Annotated in this window: 20 protein-coding genes; 11 read left to right on the top strand and 9 right to left on the bottom strand. The window is 64.9% G+C overall.

Annotation, left to right across the window (positions count from 1 at the left end):
• Positions 1-249: 249 nt before the first annotated feature.
• The gene (locus FJ930_RS14750; RefSeq protein ID WP_141838577.1) at positions 250-750 is read right to left on the bottom strand and encodes an FxsA family protein; all 501 of its coding nucleotides are present in this window, start codon (positions 748-750) and stop codon (positions 250-252) included.
• Between the two features lie 214 nt (positions 751-964).
• Between FJ930_RS14750 and FJ930_RS14745 the strand changes: the two genes are divergently transcribed.
• The 4 genes from FJ930_RS14745 to FJ930_RS14730 all read left to right on the top strand — a co-directional run bounded on the left by FJ930_RS14745 (position 965) and on the right by FJ930_RS14730 (position 3,808).
• Positions 965-1,672, top strand: coding sequence for a Tim44/TimA family putative adaptor protein (locus FJ930_RS14745; protein WP_140740814.1), 708 nt, complete (start codon positions 965-967; stop codon positions 1,670-1,672).
• A gap of 129 nt (positions 1,673-1,801) precedes the next feature.
• Positions 1,802-2,902, top strand: coding sequence for a murein transglycosylase A (locus FJ930_RS14740; protein WP_141838575.1), 1,101 nt, complete (start codon positions 1,802-1,804; stop codon positions 2,900-2,902).
• Positions 2,899-3,429, top strand: a complete 531-nt coding sequence (locus tag FJ930_RS14735; protein WP_141838573.1) for a Smr/MutS family protein — start codon at positions 2,899-2,901, stop codon at positions 3,427-3,429. The genes FJ930_RS14740 and FJ930_RS14735 overlap by 4 nt, the downstream gene beginning before the upstream one ends.
• A gap of 10 nt (positions 3,430-3,439) precedes the next feature.
• Positions 3,440-3,808: a helix-turn-helix transcriptional regulator gene (locus FJ930_RS14730; RefSeq protein ID WP_140613432.1), complete on the top strand. Its 369-nt coding sequence runs from the start codon at positions 3,440-3,442 to the stop codon at positions 3,806-3,808.
• An 88-nt stretch (positions 3,809-3,896) separates the two neighbouring features.
• Here FJ930_RS14730 and FJ930_RS14725 read toward each other — a convergent pair whose 3' ends face one another.
• From FJ930_RS14725 to FJ930_RS14710, 4 genes are all read right to left on the bottom strand, one after another.
• Positions 3,897-4,148: a hypothetical protein gene (locus FJ930_RS14725; RefSeq protein WP_141838571.1), complete on the bottom strand. Its 252-nt coding sequence runs from the start codon at positions 4,146-4,148 to the stop codon at positions 3,897-3,899.
• A 420-nt stretch (positions 4,149-4,568) separates the two neighbouring features.
• Positions 4,569-5,180 (bottom strand): transglutaminase-like cysteine peptidase, encoded by a 612-nt coding sequence (locus FJ930_RS14720; RefSeq protein WP_141838569.1) that lies wholly within the window; start codon positions 5,178-5,180, stop codon positions 4,569-4,571.
• Positions 5,181-5,349: 169 nt separating this feature from the next.
• Positions 5,350-6,627, bottom strand: coding sequence for a polyhydroxyalkanoate depolymerase (locus FJ930_RS14715; RefSeq protein WP_140740593.1), 1,278 nt, complete (start codon positions 6,625-6,627; stop codon positions 5,350-5,352).
• A gap of 232 nt (positions 6,628-6,859) precedes the next feature.
• The gene (locus FJ930_RS14710) at positions 6,860-7,228 is read right to left on the bottom strand and encodes a septal ring lytic transglycosylase RlpA family protein (RefSeq protein ID WP_140740590.1); all 369 of its coding nucleotides are present in this window, start codon (positions 7,226-7,228) and stop codon (positions 6,860-6,862) included.
• Positions 7,229-7,535: 307 nt separating this feature from the next.
• On the opposite strand from FJ930_RS14710, the gene FJ930_RS30105 reads away from it, so the two are divergent.
• From FJ930_RS30105 to FJ930_RS14665, 7 genes are all read left to right on the top strand, one after another.
• On the top strand, positions 7,536-7,721 hold the full coding sequence (locus FJ930_RS30105; protein ID WP_181763379.1) for a hypothetical protein: 186 nt from the start codon (positions 7,536-7,538) through the stop codon (positions 7,719-7,721).
• Between the two features lie 219 nt (positions 7,722-7,940).
• Positions 7,941-9,383, top strand: a complete 1,443-nt coding sequence (locus FJ930_RS14700) for a pyridoxal-phosphate dependent enzyme (RefSeq protein ID WP_141838567.1) — start codon at positions 7,941-7,943, stop codon at positions 9,381-9,383.
• Entirely contained in the window at positions 9,380-10,561 is a 1,182-nt protein-coding gene (locus FJ930_RS14695; protein WP_141838565.1) for a PLP-dependent aspartate aminotransferase family protein, read from the top strand. Before FJ930_RS14700 ends, FJ930_RS14695 begins: the two co-directional genes overlap by 4 nt.
• A gap of 300 nt (positions 10,562-10,861) precedes the next feature.
• Positions 10,862-11,830 carry a GlxA family transcriptional regulator gene (locus FJ930_RS14685; RefSeq protein ID WP_141838563.1) on the top strand — a complete coding sequence of 323 codons (969 nt, stop codon included), beginning with the start codon at positions 10,862-10,864 and terminating at the stop codon, positions 11,828-11,830.
• Positions 11,831-12,088: 258 nt separating this feature from the next.
• On the top strand, positions 12,089-13,393 hold the full coding sequence (locus tag FJ930_RS14680) for a Xaa-Pro peptidase family protein (RefSeq protein WP_140612838.1): 1,305 nt from the start codon (positions 12,089-12,091) through the stop codon (positions 13,391-13,393).
• Positions 13,394-13,739: 346 nt separating this feature from the next.
• Positions 13,740-14,420 carry an isochorismatase family protein gene (locus FJ930_RS14670; protein WP_141838561.1) on the top strand — a complete coding sequence of 227 codons (681 nt, stop codon included), beginning with the start codon at positions 13,740-13,742 and terminating at the stop codon, positions 14,418-14,420.
• The gene (locus tag FJ930_RS14665; RefSeq protein WP_141838559.1) at positions 14,420-15,394 is read left to right on the top strand and encodes an alpha/beta hydrolase; all 975 of its coding nucleotides are present in this window, start codon (positions 14,420-14,422) and stop codon (positions 15,392-15,394) included. The genes FJ930_RS14670 and FJ930_RS14665 overlap by 1 nt, the downstream gene beginning before the upstream one ends.
• 66 nt (positions 15,395-15,460) lie before the next feature.
• On the opposite strand, the gene dnaQ is transcribed toward FJ930_RS14665, so the two are convergent.
• The 4 genes from dnaQ to FJ930_RS14645 all read right to left on the bottom strand — a co-directional run bounded on the left by dnaQ (position 15,461) and on the right by FJ930_RS14645 (position 18,300).
• A complete protein-coding gene (gene dnaQ / locus FJ930_RS14660) occupies positions 15,461-16,189 on the bottom strand; it encodes a DNA polymerase III subunit epsilon (protein WP_141838557.1) in 729 nt (242 codons plus the stop codon).
• A gap of 74 nt (positions 16,190-16,263) precedes the next feature.
• Positions 16,264-16,869, bottom strand: coding sequence for a dephospho-CoA kinase (coaE, locus tag FJ930_RS14655; RefSeq protein ID WP_141838555.1), 606 nt, complete (start codon positions 16,867-16,869; stop codon positions 16,264-16,266).
• A complete protein-coding gene (locus FJ930_RS14650; RefSeq protein WP_140740561.1) occupies positions 16,866-17,708 on the bottom strand; it encodes a shikimate dehydrogenase in 843 nt (280 codons plus the stop codon). The genes coaE and FJ930_RS14650 overlap by 4 nt, the downstream gene beginning before the upstream one ends.
• The gene (locus FJ930_RS14645) at positions 17,701-18,300 is read right to left on the bottom strand and encodes a Maf-like protein (protein WP_140740559.1); all 600 of its coding nucleotides are present in this window, start codon (positions 18,298-18,300) and stop codon (positions 17,701-17,703) included. Before FJ930_RS14645 ends, FJ930_RS14650 begins: the two co-directional genes overlap by 8 nt.
• Positions 18,301-18,480: the final 180 nt, after the last annotated feature.

Raw genomic sequence — 18,480 nt, 5'->3', positions numbered from 1 at the left:
ACTCGCCCTGGCGGCGGCTGAAGGACGACTAGGTCGCTGGTGAGAGGCCAGCGCCGCCCCTCATCCGCCTGCCGGCACCTTCTCCCCGTATAGGGACGGGGAGAAGGGGCTTGTCGCGCCCTCAGCGCTCTTCCCGCAACGCTGGTGATTGGCGAAAATCGCGGATGACAGCACCCCTCTCCCCGTCCCTATACGGGGAGAGGATGCCGGCAGGCGGATGAGGGGCGGCGCTGGCCTCTCACCAGCGACCTAGTCGTCCTTCAGCCGCCGCCAGGGCGAGTTGTGGTCCGGGCCGCGCTTCGGATCGTCCTCGCGCGAATAGTCGGCGTCGTCGAGGTCGATGACCCTGTCGCGCGGCCGGCCGCGGAAGCCGCCTGGCGAGAAGTTGGTGGCCACGACGATGCGGCCCTTGAACCTGCTCCAGGCAAGGTCGCGCACCGGAGGCAGGAACAGGAGCAGGCCGATAATGTCTGTGATGAAGCCGGGGATGATCAAAAGGATCGCGGCGACCACGATCATGGCGCCATGGGCAAGCTGGCGGCTGGGGTCGCGGCCGGCATCCATCTCGGCGCGGATACGGGCCATGACGCCGAAACCCTGGTGCCTCAGCAGCAGGACACCGGCAAGGCTGGAGGCGATCACCAGGCCGACCGTCGCCAGGGCGCCGACCTCGCGGCCGACGATGACGAAACCGGCGATTTCCAGCAGCGGAAGCGCGAGGAGGAAGAGGGGTAGCAAGGAGATGCGCAAATCTTGCCAACCTTTTCTATCGTTTGGCCGTTCGATTGTTTTGGCCGTCGGCGACCAATCGCCGCTGGCCCTGGGGCTGTTAGATAGGTATGCCTGCCTTTAATTTGAATGATTGCGCCTTGCGTTCTATATGCTTTGGATATTGAACGCTATGCGACCGTGGGCTCCGGGCCGGGCGGTCCGGCCAAGAGACAGGGATTGATTGGCGGAAGATATGGGCTTCTTCGACTTCGGCACGATTTTCTTCCTGATCGCGGCGGTGGTGATCTTCTTCCAGCTGCGCAATGTGCTGGGCCGTCGGACCGGTAGCGAGCGGCCGCCCTTCGACCCCTACACGGCGGCGCGCACCGACAAGGATGCCACGCAGAAGCCCGAAAATGTCGTTTCGCTGCCACGCAAGCGGCTGCCGGGCGAGCCGGCGCCGGCCGACGCCTACACGGCCATCGATGCCTTCGCCAAGCCCGACACCGATCTCAACAAGGGCCTGCGCACGATCAAGGACAATGATGCGTCGTTCGATCCGAAGGGTTTCGTCGACGGCGCCAAGATGGCCTATGAGATGATCGTCATGGCCTATGCCGATGGCGACCGCAAAACGCTGAAGAACCTTCTGTCGCGCGAGGTCTATGACGGCTTCGTCGCCGCGATCGGCGAACGCGAGGCCAAGTCGGAGAAGATCCAGTCCTCCTTCGTCGGCATCGACAAGGCCGACATCGTCTCGGCCGAGATGAAGGGCGGCGAGGCGCATGTCACGCTGCGCATCATCAGCGAGCTGATCTCGGCGACGCGCGACAAGGCAGGCACCGTCATCGACGGCGATCCTGAAACCGTGGCCGAGGTCAAGGATGTCTGGACCTTCGCCCGCGACACGCGCTCGCGCGATCCGAACTGGAAGCTCGTCGCCACCGAAGAAGAAGACTGAGCCCCGATGCATGTCGCCCAAAAGTGCGAAGCGGTTTTGGGGCAACGACATGCATCAGAACCAGGGCTTGAAGTGCGTCGCATGACGCTCTTCGAGCCCGACGCGCTTTAGACAGGCGGCGGGGCTCCGGTGTCGCTATCGCCTTCCTTCGCGGCAAAGTCCTTTGACGATCTTCCCGGCTGGGGCGACGACGACCATCTGCCGGCCTTCGAGGCGTTCCGCCGGTCCGCCTTCCATGCGCCGGTAAAACCCTATCGCAGCGGTGCGCTCGGCATCGATTTCGGCGCCTTCGCCGAGGCCTATGCCGAAGCGCGCGGTGTCTCTTGCGCCAGCCGATCGGAAGCCCGCGCCTTCTTCGAACGCCATTTTGTTCCCATGCTGGTCCGGGCCGAGACCGGCGCCGGGCTCGTCACCGGTTTCTACGAACCGCAAGTCGAGGCTTCGCCGGTGCGGACGGAGCGTTTCTCCGTGCCGCTCATGTCGCGGCCGGCCGATCTCGCCGATGTCGACGACGCCGACCGGCCGTCGGGAATGGATCCCTATCTCGCCTTCGCGCGCCGGACGCCAGGCGGGCTGTCGGAATATTTCGACCGTGGCGCGATCGAGCGCGGCGCGCTTGCCGGCCGGGGGCTGGAGATCGCCTGGCTCGCCGACAAGGTCGATGCCTTCTTCATCCATGTGCAAGGGGCGGCGCGGCTTGCCATGACCGACGGACGGCTTTGCCGCGTCACCTACGCCGCCAAATCCGGCCAGCGCTTCACCGGACCGGGCAAGGTGTTGAGCGAGGCGGGCGAAATCCCGCTCGCTGAAGTGACGATGCAGTCGATCCGCGCCTGGTTCAAGGCGCATCCGGAGCGCGTCGACGAGATCCTGTGGCGGAACCGCTCCTACATCTTCTTCCGCGAGGCGGATGTGGAGGACGCCGCTCTCGGCCCGATCGCCGCCGCCAAGGTGCCGCTGACGCCGGGCCGCTCGGTCGCGGTCGACCGGCTGCTGCACACATTCGGCACGCCTTTCTACATCGACGCGCCGACGCTCACCGCTTTCGAGGGGAAACCGTTCCGGCGGCTGATGATCGCGCAGGATACCGGCTCGGCCATCACCGGACCGGCGCGCGGCGACCTGTTCGCCGGTTCGGGCGATGCCGCCGGCGAGATCGCAGGCGTGGTGCGCAATCCGGCCGATTTCTACGCGCTGGTGCCGCGCGCGCTGGCCGGGGGCGCATCATGAGCAGGCGCCCCGACAAGCTCAGCGAGGACGACCGGGTGCTGTGGAACCTGGTGGCGCGCACGGCCAAGCCGCTGAAAGGCAGGGCTTCGGTCGACATTCCCGACATGACGGCTGATGCCAGGCCGGCGACGCCACAAGCGGCCCAGCCCGCCGCCAGTCCGGCAGGCGCCGCAAAGCCGAAGGCCCAGCATGTCACGCACCGGCTCGATGAGCCGACGCTCGAAAAATTGTCAAAAGGCCGGCTGCCGATCGAGGGCCGCGTCGACCTGCACGGCATGACCCAGGACGAGGCCTATTCGCTGCTGTTCTCGTTCCTGCACCGGGCGCATGCCGGCGGCGTCCGCTATGTGCTGGTCATCACCGGCAAGGGGTCCTCCTCGGGCGGCGACGGCGTCTTGCGGCGCGCCGTACCCGCCTGGCTGTCGACGCCGGCTTTCCGGCCGCTGGTCTCCAGCCACGACCATGCCGCCCGCAACCATGGCGGGTCCGGCGCGCTTTATGTGCGGCTGCGGCGGGTGCGCCCGTGAGGACGGGTTCGTGACGCCGTTGGGCGAGCGGTTGCGGGCGTTGCGGAAAGAGCGCGGCGTCAGCCAGAAGGACATGGCGGCGGCGATCGGCGTCAGCGCCGCCTATCTGTCGGCGCTCGAGCATGGCAGGCGCGGCGCGCCGACCTGGACGCTGATCCAGAAGATCATCGGTTATTTCAACATCATCTGGGACGACGCCGAGGAACTGGCGCGGCTGGCCGAAGCCTCGCACCCGCGCGTAAAACTCGACACGTCGGGCCTAAGTCCCGCCGCCACTGAACTCGCCAATCTGCTGGCCGAGAACATCGAGAAGCTCGACGAGGCGGAACTGCGCCGCATCACCGCGTCGATCCGCAAGGCGCTGGGCCAGCTGAAGTAACTGATATCCGGATTTCGCGACGGCCGGGCGTCCCGCCCATCGCAAGACAGTGCCCGCCGGCGGCAGCCAGCAGGCAGCTGTGGCGAGATCAATACTTGCCGGCCGTGGGGCCGTTGGGGTTGCCGCCATTGGTACCCGGGTGGCCATTGTCATGATGGTCGCGGCCGTTGCCGCCGCCGAGGCAGTCCGAGGCGCCCGCAGTGCCGCAACAACGGCCGGCCCAAAGGTCATTGAGCGTGGTCTTGACGCAGCTCGTGTCGGTCTGACCAGCCAGAGCGGATCCGGTCAGGGCCGATACCGCGACGGCGGCGAGGAGGGTGTTGCGCAGGAAAGCAGTCATTTGAAATCTCCATGGTTGTTTCTGTCGTCCACGGCTGTGTGTCGCCGGGCGGGACGAATTGGTTCACGGAGAGATGGAGACAATTTTCGGGAGGCCCCCAAAGGGGGCGGTGAGTCGAAGGCAGTGCGGCTATGGCAGAGGCCCAAGAGATTGGCGGAAGCCTCCACGGTTTCGTCATCCACGGGCGGAGCGGGAGCGAAGCGGACGCGCAGACCCGAGGATCCATGCCGCGACCTGCGAGCTCCGCAGCGGTGCAGAATGTAGTGATATAGCCGCGCCTAGTCCTAGGGCGCCGTGTTTTATGTTGGTGTCACGGCATGGATCCTAGGGTCTCCGCGACGTCGCTTCGCGACTGCTGCGCCCTAGGATGACGAAGCGCTGGGGTGGCGCCGCCTCAAGCGGTGCCTCCGCTGTCGGCCCTTACTCCACCGACCCGACCAAAACCTGCTGACCGCCGCGGATGGAGACCCAGCGGCCGGTGTTGTCGATCGCCTGCCGCTTGAGGAAGCGGTAGCCGGTCTGGTCCCAGGGCTTGACGTTGTCGTTCAGATTGTCGAGCACATAGTCGCCCCTGTCGGTGCGCACCGTCAGCACGGCGTGGCCTTCGCCATCGGGCTTGCGCACGACGGTTATCAGCAGATCGGCAAGCGACATGCCCATGCGGGCGAGCTGGCGCCGCTTTTCCAGCACATAGTCCTCGCAGTCGCCGACGCCCTTGTCGGGATAGGCCCAGACCTCGTCCTTGCCGTAGATATCCATGTCGCTCATCGGCTTGACGGCGGCATTGACCTTGGCGGTGACGTTGACCAGCTTGCGCATCAACCCGTCGGTCAGGATTGCCGGCGCGAGATCGGCCGGACGGATCGAGCATTCGCCGGGATAGAGCTTGCAGAAATCGTAGTGGCCGATCGGCTGCGAGGTCAGGCCCCCGGTCGCCATCGCTCCGGCCGCCAATGCCGGCCAGCTGCCCGTTATTGCCAGCCCGGCTGCCACGCACACGCGCAGCCTTCGCGCCATGATGGAGGAATTCATTGTCCCCGCTCGCCCTGTTGTTAACAAAAAGTTAAGGGCGATTTACAGTCCGTGTCAATCAAGACGCGGGCCTGATCTGCAAGCATGGTTACCCGCGGCCAGGGACAGCGCCTATTATGCAACAGAACAGGGTGGAGCGCCGATCTCTTCGGAGTTGGCCTGGAAATATCTATCGCTTGGCCGTGCGGACCAGCTTGGGCTTCATCGTAATCCGGTCCTGACGCCCATAGCTGGTGATGAAGTCGACGATGCGCGGCACGATCTCGGAGCGGAAACGCGAGCCGTTGAAGACGCCGTAATGGCCGACCGCCGGCTGCATATAATGGGCCTTCTTGTCGGCCGGAATGTTGACGCACAAATCCTGCGCCGCCTTGGTCTGACCAAGGCCCGATATGTCGTCGTTCTCGCCCTCGACCGTGAACAGGGCGACGTTGCGGATCGCGGACGGATCGATCCTGGTGCCGCGATGCGTCATCTCGCCCTTGGGCAAGGCATGGCGCACGAAGACGGTGTCGACGGTCTGCAGGTAGAACTCCGCGGTCAGGTCCATCACCGCCAGATATTCGTCATAGAAATCGCGGTGCTTCTCGGCACTGTCGCCATCATACTTCACAAGGTGCATGAAGAAGTCCTTGTGGGCGATGATGTGACGATCGAGGTTCATGCTCATGAAGCCGGAGAGCTGCAGGAAGCCGGGATAGACCTCGCGGCCGAAGCCCGGCACCGGCCAGGGCGCGCACATGATCACGTTGTCGCGGAACCAGTCGATGCCTTTTTCCTCGGCAAGCAGATTGACCGCCGTCGGGTTGCGGCGCGTGTCGATCGGCCCGCCCATCAGGGTCATGGTCGAAGGGACGAAGGGGTCGCCCTTGGTCTCCATCAGCGCCACGGCGGCCAGCACCGGCACGGAAGGCTGGCACACCGCCATCACATGTGTATCGGGGCCCAGCGTGTGCAGCATGTCGATGACATAGTCGATATAATCATCGAGATCGAAGCTGCCGTCGGCCAGCGGCACCATGCGGGCGTCGACCCAGTCCGTGATGTGGACATCGGCATAAGGCAGCATCGCCTCCACCGTGCCGCGCAGCAGCGTGGCATAGTGGCCCGACATCGGCGCCACGATGAGAAGCTTCGGGTCCGGCCGGCGGCCGGCGGGGACGGCGCGCTCGAAACGGACGAGATTGCAGAACGGCTTCGACCAGATGGTCTTTTCGGTGACCTCGACGCTTTTCCAATCGACGACGGTCTTGCCCAGGCCGAAGGCCGGCTTGCCGTAGCGGCGGGTGATGCGTTCGAACAGCTCGGCGCCCGCCGCGACCGAACGGCCCCAGGGCGTGTGCGAAAACGGGTTGAGCGGGTTGGAGTAGAACATCCGCACCGCATCGGCATAAAGCCGTGCCGGCTGCAGAGCCGCGTGATTCAATTCATAGAGCTGGTAGAACATCAACACCCCCGCTGCTGCCTCGACCGAAAGGGACGACGAGCAGCGCCGAGCCTCAAATGTCTCGCGGCGAGGTTAACAACTAATTGCTGCGATGCAATACGTCACTTGGCGTGACCAACTGTTCTTTCGTCCAAGGTGTTGAAAACCCGGCTGGAACGGCGGAGCCGGCTCAATGTGTGTTGCGAAGTGTGTAGGAAATGTGTCCGGCCCCTCATGCCGGACACCGGAAGCATCAAACGCGCGCCATGCAGATCGCGGTCTGGCCGGAGCCGATGAAGCCGAGCTGGCTGGCGGCGCCCTTCGATAGATCGAGCACGCGGCCCCTGATGAACGGACCACGATCGTTGACGCGGACCACGACGCTACGGCCGTTGTTCTTGTTGGTGACCCGCAGCTTGGTGCCGAAAGGCAAAGTGCGGTGGGCGGCGGTCAGGGCAGAGGGATTCATGCGTTCGCCCGATGCGGTCCGCGAATGCAGCGCGTACCAGGAAGCGCGGCCACACTGGCCGGCCGACGCGGTTGCCGAAGTGGCGGAGGCGCCGACCATCAGGCCAGCAGCGAGCGTTACCGCGACAAGCGCGGTTTGTTTGTTGGTCTTCATATTTGGGGGATGGCTCCGTTTTGACAGGCCTCAGCCGTTAGGTGCCGAATAAGGCGGGAAATACGGCAGCGATCTGGCGGTTCCATGGCGGGAGCACACGTTTGGAGTCACCAGGTAACAGTCTGTCAGGGAATTCCCGGCGGCCCGGTATCCTTTCCGATGATCTTCCAACTGACATCTGAGATCCGTTTGACAAGATCCGCGATTAGTCTCCAAGTAGAAACCGGCAAGATTTGCCCACTTCCTTTGGCTCATTCATCCGCGCCACGGCGCCGCAATGGATCGACTGGGAAAGCGAGATTCGTCAATGAGACTGACCAAAAATCTGCTGGCCTTGATTGTGCTCGCCATCGGCGCGCTGTGGTCGCTGCAAGGCATCGGCGTGGTCGGCGGCAGTTTCATGACCGGCCAGTCGCGATGGCTCTATATCGGCCTCGCCGCCATGCTGGTCGGCCTGGCCGGGCTGGTGTGGGCGAACCGCCCGCGCGGCTGAGCAAGCGCTTGCTTGGGTGAGCTGATTTCCTTTGGCAGCTGGAGGGACAGCACGGCAACGCGACAGCGCGCGTTCTGCAACATCTTCCAGCTGGAACATCATTCCCCGTCTGGCCGGGTGATTGGCATGATCTATCTTCTTTCCCGCGACAAACGGCTGGAAAAGAGGCTACGCTGCCGCTCCGCCCCTGGGGCGGCCGCTTGATCATGGAGCATCGATATGAGCGAGCACAAGATCGCCGCGCCTGGCAGGGTTTCCCCGGAAAGCGGACCGTCCCGCCTGCTGCCGCCCTACAGATCGGTTCTCGACCTGATCGGCCAGACGCCGGTGGTCGAGCTGACCAGATTCGATACCGGCAAGTGCCGGCTGTTCATCAAGCTCGAAAGCCAGAACCCCGGCGGCTCGATCAAGGACCGCATCGCGCTGTCGATGATCGCGGCGGCCGAGAAAGAGGGCAGGCTGAAGCCAGGCGGCACGATCGTCGAGGCGACCGCCGGCAATACCGGCCTTGGCCTCGCCCAGGTCGGCATTCCCAAGGGCTACCGCATCATCCTGGTGGTGCCCGACAAGATGTCGCGCGAAAAGATCCAGCATCTGCGCGCGCTCGGCGCGGAAGTGCGCATGACGCGTTCCGATGTCGGCAAGGGCCATCCCGAATATTATCAGGACATGGCCGAGAAGATCGCGGGAGAGCTGCCGGGCGCCTTCTACGCCAACCAGTTCGCCAATCCGGCCAACCCGCTGGCACATGAGACAACGACCGGCCCGGAAATTTTTTCGCAGCTCGAGGGCAATGTCGACGCGGTGGTGGTCGGCGTCGGCTCCGGCGGCACGCTGACGGGGCTCGGCCGCTACTTCGCCGAGGTCTCGCCGAAGACCGAAATGGTGCTCGCCGATCCCGTCGGTTCCGTGCTGGCGCCGCTGATCAAGACCGGCAAGATGGAAGAGGCCGGCAGTTGGACCGTCGAAGGCATCGGCGAGGATTTCGTGCCGCCCAATGCCGACCTGTCGCTGGTGAAGAAGGCCTATTCCGTCAGCGACAAGCAGAGCATGCTGGCGGTGCGCGATCTCCTGTCCCGGGAAGGCATTCTGGCCGGCTCGTCGTCCGGCACGCTCCTGTCCGCCGCCCTGCGCTATTGCCGCGAGCAGACATCGCCCAAGCGGGTGGTCACATTCGTCTGCGACAGCGGCAACAAATATCTGTCGAAGGTGTTCGACGACATCTGGCTGGCCGAGCAAGGTCTCGCCGACCATGAGCAGCATGGCGACCTGCGCGACCTCGTCATGCGCTCGCCCCGCACCGGCGACATCGTCTATGTCGGCCCCGACGAGAGTCTGCTCAACGCCTATGGCCGCATGCGCCGTTCCGATGTGTCGCAGCTGCCGGTGCTCGATGAGGGCAAGCTGATCGGCATCGTCGACGAGAGCGATATACTGGCTCATGTCGACGGCCCCTATGACGGGCGCTGGGAGCGCTTCAACGGCCCGGTGCGCACGGCCATGACCTCCAATCTGCACACGCTGCAGGCGAGCCAGACGCTGGATGCGCTGCTGCCGGTGTTCGACCGCAACGAGGTCGCCATCATCTTCGACGGCGACGAGTTCGTCGGCCTGATAACCCGCATCGACCTGATCAACCATCTGAGGCGCCGCGCGAAATGACATCGACAAGACCACCATTGGGCAAAAACCGCCTGGCCTTCTCCACCCGCACCATCCATGGCGGCCAGAGCCACGATCCGCTGACCGGTGCGGTGATGGTGCCGATCTACGCCACTTCCACCTATGGCCAGCAGTCGCCCGGCGTGCACAAGGGGTTCGAGTACGCCCGCAGCCAGAACCCGACGCGCTTTGCCTTCGAGCGCGCGATGGCCGACCTCGAAAGCGGCTCGGCCGCCTTCGCCTTCGCCTCCGGCCTGGCGGCGATCTCGACCGTGCTGGAGCTGCTCGATTCCGGCGCCCATATCGTCGCCACCGACGACATCTATGGCGGCTCGTTCCGGCTGATGGAGCGGGTGCGCAAGCGCTCGGCCAATCTGCAGGTCAGCTTCGTCGATTTCACCGACCTTGCTGCGGTGGAGGCCGCGATCCGCCCCGAAACCAAAATGCTCTGGGTGGAGACGCCGACCAACCCGCTGCTGCGCATCGTCGACCTCGAGGGCGTCGCGGCGCTCGCCACGCGCAAGGGCATCCTGTCGGTCGCCGACAACACCTTTTGCAGCCCCTACATCCAGCGGCCGCTCGAGCTCGGCATCGACATCGTGGTCCATTCGACGACCAAATATCTCAACGGTCATTCCGACATGGTCGGCGGCGTGGCTGTCGTCGGCGACAACAAGGATCTCGCCGACCGGCTGAAATTCCTGCAGAACGCCATCGGCGCCATATCGGGCCCGTTCGACAGCTTTTTGGCGCTGCGTGGCTTGAAAACGCTGGCACTCAGGATGGAGCGCCACTCGTTGAACGGCCTGAAGATCGCACAATGGCTGGAAGCGCGAAAAGATGTGCGGCGCGTCGTCTATCCCGGCCTCGGCAGTCATCCGCAGCACGCCATCGCCGTCCAGCAGATGCATGCTTTCGGCGGCATGATCACCGCCGTGCTCGACCGCGACCTCGCCGGCACAAAACGCTTCCTCGAACGCACACAGCTGTTCACGCTCGCCGAAAGCCTCGGCGGCGTGGAGAGCCTGATCGAACACCCGGCGCTGATGACGCATGGCTCGATCCCGGCCGAGAAACGCGACGAGATCGGCATATCGGATTCGCTGGTGCGGCTGTCGGCGGGGATCGAGGACGGGGACGATCTGATCGCCGATCTGGAACAGGCGCTGGGGGGTTGAGCCGTCATCGGCGATCGGCTCGCTCGCAATCGAGATCATATGGGAAGTGTCGGCGCCGCCTCTCACCTGCCTGCCGGCATCCTCTCCCCGTATAGGGACGGGGAGAGGGGCGCTGTCGCCGATGGTTTCGCCAAATCGCCGGCGTTGCGGCCAGCCCTTTCTCCCCATCCTTATACGGGGAGAAATGCCCGGCAGGGCAATGAGGGGCAGCGCTAACGCCTGATGATCAAACGCCAGTCCGATTGACCCAAGGCCCCTTCTGTCGGAATTGTAGCGCCCCGACCTCCGGCTCCGGACGCCATGGCCACGCGCGACCCTTCAAAATCCACCGAGACCATCACCTTCGCGGTGCTGGTGTTTCCCGGCTTCCCGATGATGGCGTTCAGCTCCGTCATCGAGCCGCTGCGCGCCGCCAACATCCTGGCGAAGAGGGAATGCTACCGCTGGATCATCGTCGGCGGCACGAAGGGTTCGGTCGAGGCCTCGAACGGCGTCGTCATCCAGCCGGGCTTTTATGCCGAGGATGCGCCGAAGGTCGACCGTATCGTCGTCTGCTCGGGGGGCGACGCCGATCATCTCGTGGCCGAGGACGCGGCAAGCTGGATCCGCCGCAGCCTGCGCGGCGGCGCCCATATCGGCGCGGTTGCCGATGCGGCGTTCTTTCTCGCCCGCGCCGGCCTGCTCGACGGCCATGCCTGCACCTTGCACTGGACCAGCCAGGCCGCCTTCACCGAGGCTTTTTCCAACATCGAGCTCAGGCGCGATCTCTATGTCATCGACCGCAAGCGTTTCACCTCGGCCGGCGGCGTCGGCAGCCTCGACATGATGCTGGAGATCATCACCCGGGACTACGGCGCCGAGCTTGCCGCCGGCGTCGCCGAATGGTTCGTGCACAGCCAGCTGCGCTCCAGCGTCGACCGCAAGCTGATGCCGCTGCGCCTGCGTACCGGCGTCCGCAACGAGCTGGTGCTGTCGGCCATCGCGATCATGGAAGACGCCGTGGAGGAGCGGCTCGGCATGGCCGAACTGACCCAAAAACTCGGCGTTTCCTCCGACAAGCTCGAACGCTCCTTCCGCTCCGAACTCGCCATCTCGCCCAACGGTTACTACCGGCGGCTGCGGCTGAAGCGCGCCGCCGATCTTCTGGCGCATTCGACGCTCGCCGTGCGCGACGTGGCGCTGGCCTGCGGCTTTGCTTCGATGTCGAGCTTTGCGCGGGCATTTCGCGAGGAGCATGGACATCCGCCGAAGCTGGCGAGAAGGCACTAGGGGCCGCACTCTACGAGGGCCCCTCATCCGGCCGCTACGCGGCCACCTTCTCCCCGGTGGGGAGAAGAGGTTGGCGCCGGCGCTGGTGGTCTCCTCTCCCCCTCGGGGAGAGGTCAGCCGAGTGAAGCGGAGGCTGGGTGAGGGGCAGCGCCACGCGTTCCAGAGCGGCATCCCGCACAACCCACGCGGTTTTCCGCACAATGCATCCGGCCCTCCTGCGCCATGGTCGAATCCAGCAACCCACCCAAGGCCAGGCACATGAGCATCGTCGTTTTCGAACCGGACAGCACCGAGGACGTGGACTTCAAGGACCGTATGCGCCATCCGGCGGCGGCCGATCCGGCCGGCGGCATGTGGCTGTCCGACACCGAGCCCTCCTTCATCGATGCCGACGCACTGCGCAAGGGCCGACTGGCCAAGCTGCGCGGCTGGATGCGCGAGGCCGGCTATGGCGGCGTCGTGCTGTTCGACCCCTACAACCAGCGCTATGCCACCGGCTCGCGCAACATGTTCGGCTATTTCCTGCGCAACTCGACCCGTTATTTCTTCATTCCGACCGAAGGGCCGATCGTGCTGTTCGAATATCCGCAGAGCTACCATGTCTCCATGGTGCTCGACACGATCGACGAGGCGCGTCCTTCCAAGCTCGTCTGGTCGTCGGTTTCGGGCCGCGACGACGAGACCGCCGGTCCGTTCGCCGACGAGATCGCCGAGTTGCTGAAAAAGCATGGCGGCGGCTCGATGAAGCTCGGGCTCGACCGCTGCAGCCATCTGCAGGCGCTGGCGCTGGAAAAGCGTGGCTGCGAGGTCCGTGATTGCCAGGGCGAGATCCTGGCGGTGCGCGCCGTGAAGACGCCGGAGGAGGTGAAATGCCTGCAAGTGTCCATGGCCGGCGCGGAGGCCGCGGTGGCGGCGGTGCGCGAGGCGATCAAGCCCGGCGTTTCCGAAAATGACCTGTTCGCCATCATGTATGGCGAGGTGATTCGCCAGGGCGGCGAGTTCATCGAGACGCGGCTCCTGACCTCGGGCCAGCGCACCAATCCCTGGTTCAACGAGGCCAGTGGCCGCAAGATCCGGCCGGGCGAATTGCTGGCGCTCGATACCGACACGATCGGCTGCTACGGCTATTACTCGGATTTTTCCCGCACGTTCCGCTGCGGGCCGGGCAAGCCGAGCCCCTACCAGAAGTCGCTCTACCGCATGGCGCACGACCAGGTTCAGCACAACATCTCGATCGTCAAGCCAGGCATGGCCTTCCGCGAGATCGCCGAGAAGGCCTGGAAGATCCCGGACCGCTTCGTCGACCAGCGCTACACCTCGGTCATGCACGGGGTCGGCATGCATGGCGAGACGCCGTTCATCGCCCATGCCATGGACTACGAGACCTATGGCCGCGACGGTCATATCGTGCCAGGCATGGTGGTGAGCGTGGAAAGCTATATTGGCGAGAAGGGCGGCCGCGAGGGCGTCAAGCTGGAGGACGAAATCCTGATCACCGACACCGGCACCGAACTTCTGTCGCGCTTCCCCTATGAGGATGAGTTCCTGGAGAAACAGGTTTGATGGTCGTCTCCGCCGCAGGCCTACACGCGGTACCGCCAACCTTCGAGATCAGCCGCAACGCCTCTCGCTTCGTCATCCTAGGGCGGAGCAAGGAGCGAAGCGACGCGGCGCAGACCCTAGGATCCATGCCGCGACCCCAACGTGTCACCACGGAGCAGAATTCTGCTCCGCTGCACCCTTCGACAAACATCACGGCATGGATTCCAGGGTCTCCGCGACGCCGCTTCGCGGCTGCTGCGCCCTGGAATGACGAAGTCGCGGACGCTCTTCGGCCAACATCAGAGGTCTGCGCCAACATGCCGGCCAACATGCCGAGAGAAACAGCGTTAGCCGGAAAACCCTCCGCATGAAAAGCCCCATCACCATCAAGCGCGGCACTGTGGCCGCCGTCTTCATCGACCTGCAGGAAGAGCACCGGCAGGATCCGCGCTACCTGGTCGACGGCTTTGAAGAAATCCTCGCCAACGTCCGGCGACTGCAGGCGGCGGCGCGCGAGAACCATGTGCCGCTCCATCACTGGGCCTATATCGTCGATCTCGACAAACAGGATCGGCCGTTTCATCCGCTCGATGCCGACGGCAAATCGGCCTTCTCCGACAAGAGCGATCCGCTGACCGAGATCTGTCACGAGGTGGCGCCGGCCAATGGCGAGGCGTTGCTGATCAAGGCCGAGGCCAGCGCCTTCCGGTCCGGGCCGGCGGCCGATCAGCTCAAGGCTTCGGGCATCGAATGGCTGGTTGTTGCCGGCGTCTGGACCGAGGCCTGCATCGACGCCACCGTCAAGGACGCCGTGGCCAAGGGCTTTCGCGTGCTGCTGGTCAAGGATGCCTGCGGCAGCGGCAGCGCGGCCATGCACCAGACCGGTATCCTCAACCTTGCCAACCGGCTCTATGGCGGCGCGGTTACCGACACCGACGGCGCCGGCCGGCTGCTGGCCGGCGAGACGGTCACCGCCTGGCAGGTCGAAGGCTCGGTGCCGTTGCGCTTCAGTTTTGACAACGCGGCCGAGCTTTATGCCGAGCTCTGATGCGCCCGGCCGTGCAGACTGACGTGACCAGCCGCGGCAAGTACGAGACCCGGCTAGACCCGGCCCTGTGGGCCTATATTGACAGCGTCAACGCCTGGTACCCGCAAGAGATCGTCGGCCTGCCTGTCGACAAGCAGCGCGCGGTCTATAACCGGATGTGCCGGGCCTTCCGTCAGGGGCGCCCATTAGGGGTCAAGACCCGTGACGGCCCGATCGCCGCCGCCGATCGTGGCATTCCAGTGCGACGCTACCAGCGCGCCGGCGAGGCCGCGCAAGCCCTGGTCGTCTATTATCATGGCGGTGGCTTCATCCTTGGCGGGCTCGACAGCCATGACGACATCTGCGCCGAGATCTGCGCCGGCACCGGCTTCGACGTGCTGTCGGTCGACTACCGGTTGGCGCCGGAGCATGTCCACCCCGCAGCCTTCAACGATGCGCTGGCCGCCTTCGAATGGGCGGCCAAGACGAGCAGCCTGCCGATCGTGCTGTGCGGCGAGAGTGCCGGCGGCAATCTGGCGGCGGCTGTTGCGCAGGCGACGCGCCGGCATGCCCGCGCAGCGATCGGCCAGGTGCTGATCTATCCCGGCCTCGGCGGCGACGAAAGCGCCGGCTCCTATGTCGAGCATGCGGAGGCACCGCTGCTGTCGGTCGGCGACGTCGCCTTCTACCGTGATGTCCGCTCCGTCAGGCGGCAATCGCCCGACGATCCGACCTTCTCGCCCTTGCGCGACACCGATTTCTCCGGTCTACCGCCCACCGTGGTCATCACGGCCGAATGCGATCCGCTGTCCTCGGACGGCGAGACCTATCGCGACCGTATCCTGGCCGCCGGCGGCAAGGCGTGGTGGCATGAGGAGAAGCGCCTGGTGCACAGTTTCCTGCGCGCCCGCACCACGGTGCCAGCCGCGGCGGAGGCTTTCGTCCGCATCATCGATGCAATTGCGGCGCTGGGCCGGGGCGAATGGCCGTATTGAGGTTCGTCCTTGTTTCTTGACGAAATTCCGGACGGCGAACCGTCTCACACTTTTCCTGGAATTGCTTTACGACGCCGCCGCGGCACTTGCTTCGGATGAAGCGGCTTTCAGCCACAGCGCCTTTTCGCCGAGCGTGGCGACCATGGCGGCATGGGCGGCGCGCTCGGCTTCGGTCAGGCGCGGCAGCAGCGGTGCCGGTCGTTCGGCGACGACGATCTCGATCTGGCGGACATTGTCGCCGCCCTGGGAAGGCCCGGCCATGCTGTCGAGGATGAGGGCGGCCTGCTTACCGCCGATCAGCTCGATATAGACTTCGGCCAGCAGTTCGGAATCGAGCAGGGCGCCGTGCTTGGTGCGCTTCGTGTTGTCGATGCCGTAGCGCCGGCAGAGCGCGTCGAGCGAATTGGGTCCCATCGGGTGCTTGCGGCGCGCCAGAGCCAGCGTGTCGACGACAAGCCCATTGTCGACCGGCGGGTGACCAAGCCGGGCGAACTCGACATTGAGGAAGCCGATATCGAAGGTGGCGTTGTGAGCGATCAGCTTGGCGCCTTCCGTGAACTTCAGCCACTCCTCGGCGATTTCGGCGAAGGTCGGCTTGCCTGCAAGGTCCGCCGCGCTGATGCCGTGCACCGCCTGCGCCTCGGCGTGGATCGCGCGGCCCTGCGGATTGATGTAGTGGTGGAAGGTCTTGCCGGTCGGGAAGCGATTGACCAGCTCGACGCCGCCAAGCTCGATCACGCGGTCATCGCGCGAATCAAGGCCGGTGGTTTCGGTGTCGAAGATGATCTCACGCATCGAATCAGTCGCTCCAAGGGGCAGAATCGCGAGACCGGAACAAAATGGCAATGGGCAATGCCGACAGCATGCCGTCAGGAGGGGGTGTTGCCGGACTTATCCCCGGAGAGTTCTGCGATGATGGCGGCGACGGCGGCGCGGGCGGCATCCAGCCCTTGGCCGGTGTCGATAATGAAATCGGCCATTTCGCGTTTCTCCGCGTCCGGCACCTGCTTGGCCAGGATCGACGCCAGTTTTTCCTCGGTCATGCCCGGCCGCGCCAGCACGCGCTGGCGCTGGATTTCGGCGGGCGCGGTGACGACGACGACCTTGTCGACGCGGTTGCGGCCACCGGTTTCGAACAGCAGCGGAATGTCGAGCACGGCGATCGATTCGCTGGCGTTACGATGCTTGGCCAGGAAGGCGTCGGCGTCGGCACGAACCAGCGGATGGATGATGGCCTCCAGCCGCTTCAGCGCGGTGGCGTCGCCGAGCACACGGGCACCCAGTTTTGCGCGGTCTACGCCTCCGACAGATGTGGTTCCGGGAAAGGCGGCTTCGACCAAAGGCGCCGCCTTGCCGGCGTAGAGGCGATGCACGGTCTCGTCGGAATCGTGGACGGGCACGCCAGCCTCGGCGAACATCCTGGCCGTTGTCGACTTGCCCATGCCGATCGAGCCGGTGAGACCGAGTACGATCATGCTTTCGGCACCAGGTCGGCCACGATGAGCGCGCGCAGCTCCGTGGTGACTTGCGGCATGAAACCGAACCAGCGTTCGAAACCGGGCACGGCCTGGTTGAGCAGCATGCCGAGGCCGTCGACCGTCTTCAGCCCCCTGGCGCGGGCGGCAGCCAGCAGCGGCGTTTCAAGCGGCACATAGACGATGTCGGTGACGATGGCGTGGGCCGGCAACAGAGCCGGATCGGCGGAGAGGCCTTCATTGCCATGCATGCCGAGTGCCGTGGTATTGACCAGCAGGCCGGCGTCGGCAAGCAGTTCGTTGGTCGCCGCCATGTCATGCGCCGAAATGCCGTTGCCGAAACGATCGCGCAACTCTATAGCCCGGGCAAGCGTGCGGTTGACGATGCGGATGTCGCGGACGCCGCGCCGCTTCAGCGCCTGGACCACGGCGCGGGCCGCGCCGCCGGCGCCAAGCACGACCGCGGGCCCCGCATTCACCCAGTCCGGCGCGTAATCGTCAAGATTGGCGGCAAAGCCATGGCCGTCGGTGTTGCCGCCCCACAGGACGCCGTCCTCGAACCAAAGCGTGTTGACCGCACCGATCTCTTCAGCCGCCTGATCGCGGCGTTCGACCAGCGCGAAGGCTGCCTCCTTGTGCGGGATGGTGACATTGCCACCGCGATAGCCGGCAGGCTGCAAGGTCGCGATGAATTCGGCGAAGTCCTGCGGCGCGACGTCGATGGCCTCGTAACTGCCGTCGATGCCATATGCGGCCAGCCAGTAACCATGGATCTTCGGCGAGCGCGAATGTTTGACCGGATGGCCAGTGACGAAGGCCTTCTTGATAGCCTCAGCCATCAATGGCTCCCAGCGTGCGCAGTTCCGCCAGCAGTGGCAAAAGCGGCACGCCGACAATGGTGAAATGGTCGCCCTCGATCTTCTCGAAAAGCTGGATGCCTTCACCCTCGACCTGGTAGGCGCCGACGCTGGCCAGCGCCTTGGCGCCGACACGGGCGAGATGGCGGCCGATGAAGGCAGGGGCGAGCTTGCGCATGGTCATCGAGGCGATGCCGACATGCCGCCACAGCACCTTGCCGTCACGCACCAGCACGGCGGCGCTGTTGAGCTGGTGGGTCTTGCCCGACAGCGCCAGGAGATGGCGGCGCGCGCCTTCCATGTCGGCCGGCTTGTGGAACACCTCATCGCCGAGCGACAATGTCTGGTCGCAGCCGAGCACCAGCGCACCGGGTTTGCGCTCGCTGACCTCGGTGGCCTTGGCCTCGGCGAGGATGAGAGCGACATCTTCCGGCGAAACGCCGCTGTCCTGCAAGGGCGCCTCCAGCGCCCGCTCGTCGACATCGGCGGGAACCGCTTCGACGTCGATGCCGGCATTGAGAAGCATCGCCTTGCGGAACGGGCTGCCTGAGGCAAGGATGATTTTTTCGGTCATTTTTGCGCGCCTGATTACCCGTCGTTGAGATTCTGGCCCGAGCAGAGAACCGGTGCACTCCACGGCAACTGAAACGGCATGGATCCTAGGGTCTCCGCAACGTCGCTTCGCTCCTGCTGCGCCCTAGGATGACGAAGGCATAGTGATTCGCGGCCAATCACCATGTTGGATTGGCAGTCA

Origin of the sequence: Mesorhizobium sp. B2-4-15 (assembly GCF_006658505.1) — a bacterium.
GTDB lineage: Bacteria > Pseudomonadota > Alphaproteobacteria > Rhizobiales > Rhizobiaceae > Mesorhizobium.
Note: the sequence above shows the minus strand (reverse complement) of the source record. Positions and strands in the feature narration are given on the sequence as shown.

What these genes read in the sequence shown, in the direction of transcription:
- FJ930_RS14700 (WP_141838567.1), top strand. Translation starts at nt 7,941, where the DNA reads ATGAGCGAGCACAAGATCGCCGCGCCTGGCAGGGTTTCCCCGGAAAGC.
- FJ930_RS14735 (WP_141838573.1), top strand. Translation starts at nt 2,899, where the DNA reads ATGAGCAGGCGCCCCGACAAGCTCAGCGAGGACGACCGGGTGCTGTGG.
- FJ930_RS14725 (WP_141838571.1), bottom strand. Translation starts at nt 4,148, where the DNA reads ATGACTGCTTTCCTGCGCAACACCCTCCTCGCCGCCGTCGCGGTATCG.
- FJ930_RS14710 (WP_140740590.1), bottom strand. Translation starts at nt 7,228, where the DNA reads ATGAAGACCAACAAACAAACCGCGCTTGTCGCGGTAACGCTCGCTGCT.
- FJ930_RS14680 (WP_140612838.1), top strand. Translation starts at nt 12,089, where the DNA reads ATGAGCATCGTCGTTTTCGAACCGGACAGCACCGAGGACGTGGACTTC.
- coaE (WP_141838555.1), bottom strand. Translation starts at nt 16,869, where the DNA reads ATGATCGTACTCGGTCTCACCGGCTCGATCGGCATGGGCAAGTCGACA.
- FJ930_RS14685 (WP_141838563.1), top strand. Translation starts at nt 10,862, where the DNA reads ATGGCCACGCGCGACCCTTCAAAATCCACCGAGACCATCACCTTCGCG.
- FJ930_RS14715 (WP_140740593.1), bottom strand. Translation starts at nt 6,627, where the DNA reads ATGTTCTACCAGCTCTATGAATTGAATCACGCGGCTCTGCAGCCGGCA.
- FJ930_RS14695 (WP_141838565.1), top strand. Translation starts at nt 9,380, where the DNA reads ATGACATCGACAAGACCACCATTGGGCAAAAACCGCCTGGCCTTCTCC.
- FJ930_RS14645 (WP_140740559.1), bottom strand. Translation starts at nt 18,300, where the DNA reads ATGACCGAAAAAATCATCCTTGCCTCAGGCAGCCCGTTCCGCAAGGCG.
- FJ930_RS14720 (WP_141838569.1), bottom strand. Translation starts at nt 5,180, where the DNA reads ATGAATTCCTCCATCATGGCGCGAAGGCTGCGCGTGTGCGTGGCAGCC.
- dnaQ (WP_141838557.1), bottom strand. Translation starts at nt 16,189, where the DNA reads ATGCGTGAGATCATCTTCGACACCGAAACCACCGGCCTTGATTCGCGC.
- FJ930_RS14650 (WP_140740561.1), bottom strand. Translation starts at nt 17,708, where the DNA reads ATGGCTGAGGCTATCAAGAAGGCCTTCGTCACTGGCCATCCGGTCAAA.
- FJ930_RS14670 (WP_141838561.1), top strand. Translation starts at nt 13,740, where the DNA reads ATGAAAAGCCCCATCACCATCAAGCGCGGCACTGTGGCCGCCGTCTTC.
- FJ930_RS14665 (WP_141838559.1), top strand. Translation starts at nt 14,420, where the DNA reads ATGCGCCCGGCCGTGCAGACTGACGTGACCAGCCGCGGCAAGTACGAG.
- FJ930_RS30105 (WP_181763379.1), top strand. Translation starts at nt 7,536, where the DNA reads ATGAGACTGACCAAAAATCTGCTGGCCTTGATTGTGCTCGCCATCGGC.
- FJ930_RS14745 (WP_140740814.1), top strand. Translation starts at nt 965, where the DNA reads ATGGGCTTCTTCGACTTCGGCACGATTTTCTTCCTGATCGCGGCGGTG.